General features: G+C 61.6%; 10 protein-coding genes. 1 reads left to right on the plus strand and 9 read right to left on the minus strand.

The window, feature by feature from the left end; all coding sequences use genetic code 11:
• The 3 genes from JOZ76_RS20515 to JOZ76_RS20525 all read right to left on the minus strand — a co-directional run.
• On the minus strand, positions 1–929 hold a 929-nt coding region (locus tag JOZ76_RS20515), incomplete at its 3' end, for a 2-oxo acid dehydrogenase subunit E2 (protein WP_291701257.1).
• A 4-nt stretch (positions 930–933) separates the two neighbouring features.
• A complete protein-coding gene (locus tag JOZ76_RS20520; RefSeq protein WP_291701259.1) occupies positions 934–1,914 on the minus strand; it encodes an alpha-ketoacid dehydrogenase subunit beta in 981 nt (326 codons plus the stop codon).
• Complete coding sequence (locus tag JOZ76_RS20525; protein ID WP_291701272.1) at positions 1,902–2,789, minus strand: thiamine pyrophosphate-dependent dehydrogenase E1 component subunit alpha; 888 nt, start codon at positions 2,787–2,789, stop codon at positions 1,902–1,904. Before JOZ76_RS20525 ends, JOZ76_RS20520 begins: the two co-directional genes overlap by 13 nt.
• On the opposite strand from JOZ76_RS20525, the gene JOZ76_RS20530 reads away from it, so the two are divergent.
• Complete coding sequence (locus tag JOZ76_RS20530; protein WP_291701275.1) at positions 2,676–2,930, plus strand: hypothetical protein; 255 nt, start codon at positions 2,676–2,678, stop codon at positions 2,928–2,930. The two genes, JOZ76_RS20525 and JOZ76_RS20530, sit on opposite strands and share 114 nt — an antisense overlap.
• Positions 2,931–3,109: 179 nt before the next feature.
• On the opposite strand, the gene JOZ76_RS20535 is transcribed toward JOZ76_RS20530, so the two are convergent.
• The 6 genes from JOZ76_RS20535 to JOZ76_RS20560 all read right to left on the minus strand — a co-directional run.
• A complete protein-coding gene (locus tag JOZ76_RS20535) occupies positions 3,110–4,711 on the minus strand; it encodes an extracellular solute-binding protein (RefSeq protein ID WP_291701261.1) in 1,602 nt (533 codons plus the stop codon).
• A gap of 322 nt (positions 4,712–5,033) precedes the next feature.
• Positions 5,034–6,725, minus strand: coding sequence for a carboxylesterase/lipase family protein (locus JOZ76_RS20540; protein ID WP_291701263.1), 1,692 nt, complete (start codon positions 6,723–6,725; stop codon positions 5,034–5,036).
• Positions 6,726–7,090: 365 nt separating this feature from the next.
• Complete coding sequence (locus JOZ76_RS20545; RefSeq protein WP_291701273.1) at positions 7,091–8,812, minus strand: FAD-dependent oxidoreductase; 1,722 nt, start codon at positions 8,810–8,812, stop codon at positions 7,091–7,093.
• A 16-nt stretch (positions 8,813–8,828) separates the two neighbouring features.
• A complete protein-coding gene (locus tag JOZ76_RS20550) occupies positions 8,829–9,527 on the minus strand; it encodes a hypothetical protein (RefSeq protein ID WP_291701265.1) in 699 nt (232 codons plus the stop codon).
• Between the two features lie 15 nt (positions 9,528–9,542).
• Positions 9,543–10,037 carry a type II 3-dehydroquinate dehydratase gene (locus tag JOZ76_RS20555; RefSeq protein ID WP_291701267.1) on the minus strand — a complete coding sequence of 165 codons (495 nt, stop codon included), beginning with the start codon at positions 10,035–10,037 and terminating at the stop codon, positions 9,543–9,545.
• A 29-nt stretch (positions 10,038–10,066) separates the two neighbouring features.
• The coding region (locus JOZ76_RS20560) for a TRAP transporter large permease subunit (RefSeq protein ID WP_291701269.1) at positions 10,067–11,293 on the minus strand (1,227 nt) is incomplete at its 5' end.

The following is an 11,293-nucleotide window of genomic DNA, read 5'->3' on the forward strand; positions in this document are numbered from 1 at the left end:
ATTCCGAGCAGTGTCAAGTCACCCGCGTCCCGGATCACAGGTACGACCAGGCCATTGAGAGAAAGATCGACCGCGAAGCCAAGATGCATGCTGCCTGAGAAAACCAGCGACCGGTCGGCAAAGCGCGCATTGACATGGGGGAACAACTCGATCGCGAGACATGTCGCGCGAGCGACGAATGGCAAATAAGTCAGCGAGAAGCCATGAGCCTGCCGGAAGGAGTCGAGGTGCCGTCTGCGCACGCGATCAATGTTGGTATAATCCACCTCGACCGCCTGAAACACGTGCGGTATCGTCCTCCAACTTTCCGCAACCCGCTCCGCCGTCTTCAGGCGTATGGCATTCAGAGTTAGAACCTGACTGTTCGCCGTCTCTGCGGCCGCCGGCGTCCTTGAATCGTCCATCGCGACGAGCGGAGGAGACGCGGCGACACGCAAATCCAGCGCCGCGCGAACTGTTCGCTCGTCGATCCTCCTGGCTCCCCGCCGCCGCGCATCCGCTGCCAGCGCTGCGAGGTCGAGCCTGTTCTGCGAGATTAACCGACGCGCGAGCGGCGTGATCCGGATGCCCTCCGGACCTTTCGCCGGACCGAACGTCTCCTGCGGGGTTAGCACCTCTTCGAACGGGGAGCGCCTATCTGCACTCCGCGAAATCGGCGCGGCCTCCTTCGACTCGGCAATCGTGGATGTCGAGTTGTCGCCGACGACGGCGACCACATCGCCGACCCGTGCGACCAGGCCCGGTCCGACCCGAATCTCGCTCAAGCGGCCCGTTACGATCGCCTGCACCTCGACCGTCACCTTGTCGGTCTCGACCTCGAAGAGATTGTCCCCCTCTCTGATCTCATCGCCGACCGATTTGAACCAGGTGAGGATCTTGCCTTCCGCGACAGTCTCGCCGAGCTGCGGCATGATGACAGAGGCGGCCATCGGATCATCCGTTCAGAACGCGGCGCACCTTGTCGACGATGCGCTCCGCGCTGGGGATGGCAAGGTCTTCAAGATGGTCGGCGGCCGGCAACGGTATGTGAGGCGTCGTGATGCGAACAATGGGACCGTCGAGATCCCAAAAGGCTTCGTCGGCGACAATCGAGGCGATCTCCGCCCCCCAACCGCACAGCCGCGGGTTCTCTTCGACCGTGAACAAGCGACCAGTTTTTGCCACGGAGCCAAGAATCGTCTGAGTATCGAGCGGAACGAGCGAGCGCACGTCGATCACCTCGACATCGATGCCGTGATCCCGCGCCAGGACCTCTGCGGCTTCCAGCGTTCGTGGAACCATCAGGGCCAGCGCCGCGATCGTGCAGTCGCTGCCCGCACGAAGAATCCGGGCCGTTCCCAGGGTGTCGACAATCTCGCCGTCCGGCACCTCGCCCTTCATGGCATAGAGCGCCTTGTGTTCATGGAAGATGACCGGGTCCGGATCGCGAACCGCAGCAGCCATGAGCCCGATCAGATCGACCGGTGAGGATGGCGCCACCACCTTGATGCCCGGGATCATCATGGTCCAGTTCTCGACCGACTGGGAATGCTGAGCGCCGAAGCGAACGCCGCCACCATTTCCGGTCCGGATCACCAGCGGGCAGGAAAGCTGTCCGTTGGACATGTAGCGCAGCTTCGATATCTCGTTTGCGACATAATCGAAGCAGACCGCAAGGAAGTCGGCGAACATGATCTCCGCGATCGGCCGCAGGCCCGTCATCGCAGCGCCCATCGCGGCACCGAGAATTGCCTGCTCGGAAATCGGCGTGTCGCGCACGCGCAGCGGCCCGAACTTCTCGTAGAGGCCGACGGTCGCCTTGAAGACGCCGCCCGCCTTGGCAACGTCCTCGCCGAGAAACACGACGCGTTCGTCGCGTTCCATCTCCTGGGCTATGGCGCGCACGACGGCATCTCGATAGGTCAATTCCGCCACGCCCATCCCCCGTCCGCGTAGACGTCGGTTGCCAGCAACTCGGCGGGCGCCGAAGGCGACGCTTTGCACGCCGCGGTCGCCATTTCGACCTTGCGCCGGCTCTCGGCCTCGATCGCCTTGATCGTGTCTTCGGCAACGCCGAACTCCGCCAGACGCTGGCGGTAGATCACGATCGGATCGCGTTTGAGCCATTCCTCCAGTTCGCCGGGCGGGCGGTATTTGGCGGGATCGGCACGAGAGTGCCCGGAATGCCGATAAGTCAGGCACTCAACGAGCGAAGGGCCGCCATCTTCACGTGCCTTTTCGAGGGCTGCCTGTGCGGTTCTGAACACCACGTCCGCATCGTTGCCGTCGATGACGATGCGTTCCAGTCCATAGCTTGCGGCGCGATCGGCGGCCGGATGCTTGACGGCCGTAACGTCGCCGATCGGCGTATACTCCATATAGAGATTGTTTTCGCAGACGAAGACGACCGGCAGCTTCCATACCGCAGCGAAGTTGAGCGCTTCGTGAAACGCGCCGATATTGGTCGTGCCGTCTCCGAAAAAACAAACCGAGACGTCCTTCTCGCCGAGATATTGGGCGCGCCACGCCGATCCACAGGCAATCGGGAGGTGAGCCCCGATGATGGCATACGAACCGAACACACCATGTTCGACGGATGTCAGATGCATCGAGCCGCCCTTGCCCCGCATCAGCCCGATGTCGCGAAGCATCAGCTCACCCAGCATGCCCTCCATGGAGGCGCCCCGCGCAAGGGTGTGCGCATGGCCGCGGTATGTGCAAAAGGATTTGTCGCCCCTTTGCATCGCGACGCCGAAACCTGCCGCGACCGCCTCCTGTCCGATCGACAGATGGCTCGTCCCTTTGATCATGTTCTGGAGAAAGAGATCGAATGCGCGCTTTTCGCAATCCCGAATCTCGACCTGAAGCCGGAACAGCGCAAGCCGCCGCTCAATTCCTACGTCGTCGTTGCGAAGCTGCTCGCCGTGAACGGCTGTGTCAGGTCTGGATGACATGCTCGTCGTTTTGCCAAAGTCTGTCGACCGGCGAGCGGAAAAGATTCTCAAAATGATTATTTCGGCTGCGCTGCGACCGCAGCGATCAATGCGCCCTCGCGAGGTCCCGCGCGGAAGGTGGCCCCGTCCTTATCGTGTGGCACCGTCCGCCGCATGCTTAGCCTTCGAGCAGCCGGCTAGTAGTAGCCGGCCGCTCTCATGACGCCATCGGCTCGTATCTGGGCACTCGTGAGCGCTTCACGATCCGACACTTCTCTCCGAAGCGCGCGATGGATTTCTTCGCCGAGAATGGCTTCCAAGGACAAGTACTCTGGAACCGGCGGGCGGGGCCAGGCCTTGAGCATGTTCCTTTTCGCCAAGCGATCGACAATGGTGACGATGGGCGAAGTTGCCGCAGCCTCGGGGTCGGCCGCCACGCTGAAGCGCGGGGCTACGGGAAAGCCGCTCTGAACTTTCGCTTTCATCGCTTCAGGCGAGGTCATCCAGGCGATGGCCTCGAAAGCCAGTTCAATCCGCTCCACCGGCAGGTTCGAGGGGATGCAGAGCAGGAATCCGCCGATCGGGTTGTTCGATGCGCCGCCGGGCCCGCGCGGCTGGGCCAGATAGCTCACCTTGCGCTTGACCGCGGAGCTGACGTCGGTCTCGAAACGCGCAGCACGCACGGTCCAGCAGTAGGCGAGCGCGGTCTGTCCCGACAGGAACGATGTGGTGCGACGGTCCCAATCCATGTCCAGGACGTCCGGCGGCGACACGTCTTTCAACCTGTGCAGGTAGTCGAGGACGTGGATGCCAGCCTCGGATTGAATGTGCGGCCTCAGCTGCTCGCCTTGAGCCTCGTCCACGCCCATCGATAGGCTCGTCTTCGGTATGCGCAGGATCGACTCGCCGCAGCACGCCATGAGGAACATGAAGGTCGACGCGATCGGCATGCCTCGGGCGCCGTTCCAGGCAATTCCGTAGCGCTCCTTCGATGGGCTATGGAAATGCTTGGCCGCAGCAACCGTCTTCTCGAAGGTGGTCGGGTAGTCGATCTTGTCCTTCTGGAAGAGGTCGCTGCGGGCAGCCAGCAGCTCGATGGTGCAATAGATCGGAACGCCGAACTGCTGGCCGCGCCAGGAGCCCATCGACCACACCGAGGGATGGAAGTCGAGCGGCGAAATGCTCATCGATTTGATGAATGCGTCCAAGGGTATTATCAGCTTCTTCTGCACCGCCTCGCCGAGCCAGGGCGCGTTGATCGCGACGATGTCGTATTCGGAAACCGGCTTGCGCGAGTTCTCGATCAGGCGCTCATGAAGCTGAGGCAGCTTGCGAAGATCGAAGTTCTTCCGCGAGGCGATGTTGTTGCGAAAGTCGGCCCACAAATTCCTCATCGAGAGGAAGTAGTTGTCGTCGTTGAGGAGGAATTTGATTTCATGCTTTCCGCGAAACAGACTCTCGATGAGGTGCGGAGGGGGGATGATCTGGGCTGCGAAATAGGATCCGCCGAAGTAGAAGTCCTCATCGCTATCCGTCTTTGGCCGCAGTCCGAAGGTCTCGGCGAGCAAGGATTTGATTTTTCTGGCGTATCGAATGAAGTTTTCCAGCAACGCCTCGCTTGGCAGAAGCTTCACTCTCCTTCCGGTCTCGGTGATGGGTTTGGCGACGATATCGCCGCGTTCCATCAGGGCGTGAATTCGCCGCATTGCGGTCGCGTGAGGAACCTTGGCGACCGAGGCCAGGGTGGAGATGCCGACGGGCGTTCCGTTCAAATGGTTCTTGATCAGGAAGAGCAGCATATTCCACGTCGCGTCCTCCTCCGCGATCGGAACCAATTCCTGGAACGGCTGCCGAACTCGTTCGAGGAACGCTATGATTCGTAGGAGCTCATGCTCGGTCATCGGACAACCGTCAAGCCAGGCTCTGTCTATCTTCCCGAGGCAATCGCCGGCGCCAGCGAGGCGCCCTCCAATCGCGCGTGTCTACTGCTCAGCATCTCCCGAGGCGCATCAGCCTTCCGCTCTTGCGTTGCCGAGAAAGCGAATGCGTCATGGTCGCCCCAATCAGCCCCTGAGAAATATCTTACTGCCGGTACGGTGATCCATCGGCGTCATGCTCGCGCTAGTCCCGCGACACACGTGGCGTCGATGGGGTCATGTTGGCAGGCGTGTGGAAGTCCATACGCGCGCGATCTTCCTCTCGAACACCCGTATCGTCGCCGAACTCGAGATATTTGGGCGCGTCCTCCGTCCATTGCGGCCATGACGTCGCCGAGGTGCTCGGCTCTCCGTTGCGGGCGAATGCAACGAGCGTATCCATCATGCGTTCGGACAGCGCGCGATCGAACTCGGTCCAGACGCGCGTGACGCGGAACTTGTTGAAGGCATCTTGGGTCCCGAACCAATAGGGCACATCCGAGGTGTGGTAAGCGCCGATCTTCTGCGGGCTGTCGAAGAACTGTACGCCCACGGCGAACGGGTGCACGCGCGAGAACATGTACATATGGAATGGAGCCTTGCCGGTCTTACGCTGCGCGCGCGCCCAATTGCGGGTGCCGGCTTCGACCAGCCCCTCGCGTGCCGCGAGAAGTCCCATCGCCTTCGCTTCTTCGTCGGTCTTGGCCGGATAGAGTGCCAGAAAGCGCTCGGCTTGATCGCCATAAAGCTTACGCGCGGCGGCGAGGTAGCCTTCCAGATTGGCCGCAGTGCGCAGATCGTTGGAGCTTTCGTCGCGCGTGAATCCCGCAACGGTCGCCATGTCGTTCTGCTTGCCCGCGGCAAAGATCTTCGGCACCGTGTCGGGCAGGAAATAGCCGTCGATGTCTGGCGAAACGGCAATCGTGCCGGCGCAGCCGAGTTGGCAGTCCTTTTGAATGGCAAGGATCTTGTCGGCCTGGATCAGCCGCATCTCCGCGAGCGACGCCGCGCCCAGCGCCGATTGCACTTCGAGGCCGGTCTTCTCGGCCTCCGGCAGCGTTGGAAATTTGAAGCGGCTATCGAACATGCTCAGGCTCATTGCGACACCGCGGTTAAACAACCCCTTGGCGAGCGGACTTGCTTCGAGGGCCGAAACAGACATCGCGCCAGCGGATTGACCGGTAATGGTGACGTTGTCGGGATCGCCGCCGAATTGGGCGATGTTCCGCTTGATCCATTGCAGCGCCGCGATCTGATCCAGGAAGCCGTAATTGCCGGAGACGTGATGCGGCGATTCTGCCGTGAGTTCGGGATGAGCCAGATTGCCGAGAATGCCGACCCGATAGTTGAAACTGACGAATATTGTACCCTTCTTGGCGACGTTTTCACCGTCATACATCGCCATTCCGCTCGAGCCGAGGGTGAAGCCGCCGCCATAGATCCAGACGATGACCGGCAGCTTCATGCCCAACTTCGCATCCTTGCTCGCCCAAATATTGAGATAGAGGCAGTTCTCGCCGGTCGCCTCCTCGCCAAAATAATGGTTGAGGTCGTGGCGGCGCAGAACCTGAATGCATTCAGCTCCCATGCGGTCCGCGTGATAGACGCCTTGCCAAGGCTCGATCCTTTGCGGCTCACGCCAGCGCAGGTCACCGACCGGCGGCGCCGCATACGGAATTCCGAAATAGGCCTTTACGCCGGACGCCAGCAGCTTGCCGGAAACCGCGCCGCTATCGATGTTGACAGGATCTTCCGGGATCGGTCTGGCGCCGGCCTGAGCCATCGCACGCGGCGCCGACATCATCGAGAGGATGTAAAGAGCGGACGCGACCGCGATCAGCGGCCCAAGCGCTGCTCGCCTCACCCCGCCCCATGGCATTATAGCGATCCAACTCATTAAGCCTCCTCCCGACCTTTTCGATGGCCTGCACGAACCACGTTTGCGGGCGCCGGCTGTCTTCGCTTGACGACGCTGATCGCGCCGCACCCGCTGTTCTGGTTTTCCCGATATTGTACGAACCGGTACGTTCAGGCAAGACGTCGCGCGAAGGTTGATGAGATGTGATCGGCGCTGCGCGCGATGGCCGGCAGGAAGGTCATCGACGCTGGCGCGGGCAGGCCTTCGAAGCACGAACGCTCCCGAACGCCCCCACGCGACATCATTTGAAGTGCCACGGCGGGACCTCGCGTCCGAGGTCTACGCGCGGATCCACGCGATCGCTGCACGCGAAGTCGGCTCTTTGCGGCTATCTCATCGCCGTCCTATGCTTGGATGAGATATCGGTCTAAGGCGCCCGCAGCGTCCATCGCTGCGCTCCAGCCGAATACGATCGCCGGACCGATCATCGTGCCCGGTCCGGGATAGGTCCCACGGAAGAGCGAGGCCGCATCGTTGCCGGCGGCATAAAGACCCTTCAGCGGTTTGCCGTCGGGCGCGAGCACTCTAGCCCTCGAGTCGGTGCGCAGTCCCGCGCTGCTTGCGAGATCGGATGGCCAAACCGCGACCGCGTAGTAGGGGCCGGGGCCGAGCCGGCGGAGACAAGGATTGGGCTTGTTCAGCGGGTCGCCGTTGAAGCGGTTCAGTTCGCTGGCTCCGCGGCCAAATTCTTCGTCGATGCCGACTTCCGCGTAGCGGTTGTAGCGATCGATCGTCCGTGAAAGCTCGGCGGCGGCGACGCCGATCTTTTCTGCGAGCGCTTCGATGCTATCGCCCGCGAGGAGATAGCCCGCATTCAAGTATTTATCCAATTTCCGGGTACCCGGATGAATCAATCCGAGCCCATAATCGTCGATGAAGCTGCGGTCGCAGATCAGAAAGGATGGTACGCGCTCTGGGCGCCCATTCGAGCGCAGCATCCCCTCGACGAAATCGTGGTAAGAGTCGGCTTCATTGACGAAGCGCCGGCCCGTTTTATCGACCGCGAGCAGGCCCGGTTTTGCCCGATCGAGCATGATGTGAGGAAACACCGAGACGTGGCCGTCGGGCTGCCTCATGACCGAACTCGGCATCCACAAGGCCGGGCTTTCCAACTCATCATCGATCACGGCCCCTGCACGCTCGGCGACGAGGATCCCGTCCCCGGTGTTGGAGGATGGCGCAAGCGAATAGCGGCGGGCCGCCTCGGGCAGCAATCTGTCGCGGAGTTCGGCGCTCCAGCCAATGCCTCCCGTGGCCAGCACAATGCCCCTGCGGGCACGTATCGCCATATCTCCGGATGGTGCGGCCAGCACTGCACCGGTCACCTGGTCGCCTGTCCGTATCAGTTCGTTCAACTCGGTCTCGAACAGAATGTCGACGGATTTCCGGAGATCGTAGAATAGCCTGGCAACTAGCGCGTTACCCATGATGAGACGCGTCCCGCGCGAGAAGTGCAGCCGGTCGAGCGTCTGCCGTACCAGCAGACGCGATACGTGCACGAAATTGCGCGCGGATCGAAGCGGATGCAGCAGCGGTGCGATGTCATTCTTTGCGACCATCATGCCGCCGAGCACCATGAACTCCGGTCGGGGTGGCCTCACGCGCTCGAAGTCGGCGCCGAGCTTGCGGCCGTCAAACGGCACGGTGCTCAGGGCGCGGCCGCTGATCGCGGCACCGGGCAGATTTTTGTAGTCGGGATGAACCGGTGGTGGTGTGAAGCGCAAGCTCGTTCTCTTCTCGAGATAATCAAGGACAATAGGTCCCATCCTGAGAAACGCCTCCAGACGCTCGTCGACCGCGCGCTCGCCGAGCATGGCAGCAAGATAGGTCCGCGCGGCTTCGACGGTGTCCGGGATGCCGGCCTCCTTGCTTTGCCGATTCCCCGGAATCCAAACCGTGCCGGCGGAAGTCGCCGTCGTGCCGCCGACCATGTTCGATTTCTCGCAAAGCACGGTATGCAGGCCCTCGCATGCGCCGACCAGCGCCGCCGTCATCCCGGCTGCGCCGGCGCCCACGACCAGAAGGTCGATCTCCAGATCCCACCGGCGTCCATCTTGCGCAGGCATACGCTGCCGACCTCGTTCAGACTCCCCGATCGGCGCCGAGCTTCGATCCGACGGGAACCGCATCGCTAACCGCGATGCGGGCATCGAGCGCGAACATGCCCTGATAGACTTCCGGATCGCCAACGCCGCCAACGATATCTGGCGCCATCTCGGTCACCTTGCTCCAGGCGCCGCGCACCGAACTTGCATCGAGCACTTCGATGACCAACAATCCGACGAAAAATCCCTCGCTCCGTCTCATTCCCTTTTCCACCGTCGGTACCAAGGTGCGAGTTCTATCCGTGGCGCCGATCTGGACGGCGGCCACTCCGTCACAAGCGGCGACGGCATTCGCCAATCGTTCGGCATCGTTCAACGGTTGTTCGGTGCGCAGAGCCACGATAATGGCGCCTTCGCCGCGACCCGCGCGGGCTATCATGGTGCCTCCGCCGCGAACGAAATTGCCAAGCCGGGGCATGATGCGCTGCGTCCATGGCGTCGGCGAATTGAGGCGTGACAAATAGGCCTGGCCATCCAGAACCTCCGGCGCTTCCAGCTCGTAGAGTATGAAGAAGCGGTTGATGTCGGCTCGCGCCGCGCGGAAAACACGACATGCCAGGAAGCCGTCGGTCGTCACCCGTTCAGTGGTATGCTCGCGCGCAAGCCAGTGCCGGTAATCCACCAGGTCTGCAGGTTCGACGTCACTCCAGACCGCAAGAAATCCTGCGCCCCGCATGCTGCTCTCCCGAGTTTACGGCTTGCTGCTCTGACCCAGGCCGTGCAGGGCGGCCGGGACGGCATCGGATAGCCGCCCGAGCCGCTGAACGGCCGCCAGGATTGCGGTGACATAACCGTATGGGCCAAGTCCGCAGATCACGGCCGTGGATGCGCTGGACGTGATGGAGTGGCGGTGAAGCTCGTCCCTTGCGTGAATATTCGAAATGTGGACCTCGATCTTCGGACCATCGAAGATCTTCAAGGCATCGATCAAGGCAATCGACGTAAACGAATACGCCGCGGGATTCATGATGATCGCATCCGCATTGCCATACGCCGCCTGGACCAAGCCGACGAGTTCACCCTCGATGTTGGTTTGATGAAACGAAAGCGAGACGCCCAAATGTTTCGCGACCTCGAAGCAGCTTGCTTCGATCTCCTTCAGGGTTGTCGAGCCGTAGATGTGCGGCTCTCTGATGCCGAGGAAATTGAGATTGGGGCCGTTCAAAATCATGATTCTGGTGGCCATCGACTCACTCCTTGTTCGATGCGACGAGACTAGCCTCCGAACCACTTGGCAGGTACCATCACCAGCGGCGGGAAGAGCACCATCAGGAAGAGCACGACGAGCTGCGCGATCATGAATGGCCAGACGCCTCTGATGACGTCCTCCATGCTGATCCGCGAGACCCCACACACGACGTTCAGAACCACCCCGACCGGCGGGGTGATCAGCCCGATTGCATTGTTGATGATGAACAACACGCCAAAATAGACGGGGTCGATCCCAGCCTGTTTGACGATCGGCATCAGGATGGGCGTCAGAATCAAGATGGTCGGTGCCATGTCCAGCGCCGTGCCGACCACGACCACAAGGATCATGATCGCAAGCATCAGAAGCATCGGGCTGCCCATGAATGGACGCACCAAATCCACCACCTGAGTTGCAATTTCGGCAACCGTGATGAGCCAGGAGGAGACCAGCGCTGCGGCAACCAGAAACATCACGATACTGGTGCTGAGCGCAGCCGTGACCACGACCTCGTAAAGTTGCGAGAACCTTAGTTCCCGGTAGATGCAGGTTGCAACGAACAGCGCATACACCGCCACAACGACCGCAGCCTCGGTCGGGGTGAAGACACCGAACCGCAGGCCGACCACGATGATCACCGGGAGCATCAGCGCCCAGAATCCCTCGACGACCGTTCCGACGATCTCCCGCAGGGATTTCCGGGGCGGGCTTTCAATGTGCTCCTCGCGGGCAACCCACCACCAGGCGAAGCAAAGGCCGACGCCCAATAGGAGCCCTGGAACGATCCCGGCAAGAAACAGCTTGGAGATCGACACGCCGGCGGCGACTCCGAACAACACGAAGCCGATACTCGGGGGGATGATGGGAGCGATAATCCCTCCTGCCGCGACGAGACCGGCCGCGTACATCTTCTTGTGACCGGCCGCGACCATCATCGGCACCAGCAGGGCACCAAGCGCTGCCGCGTCCGCCGCGGCCGAGCCAGACAGAGAAGCCAGCGCACAGGATGCCAGGATCGCCACGTAGCCAAGCCCGCCGCGCACGTGGCCGACCAGCGCCAGTGCGATGTCCACGATGCGCTTGGCGAGGCCTCCTTTGTTCATGATCTCGCCCGCGAGCATGAAGAACGGCACCGCCATCAGCGGGAAACTGTCAGCACCGTTGATGATGTTCTGCGCGATGATCTGCGAGTCGAATATGTCGAGGGAGTGCATCAAGGCGACGCCGCAGACGATCAGCGCAAAAGCGATCGG

Source organism: Bradyrhizobium sp. (assembly GCF_019244115.1).
Lineage (GTDB): Bacteria > Pseudomonadota > Alphaproteobacteria > Rhizobiales > Xanthobacteraceae > Bradyrhizobium.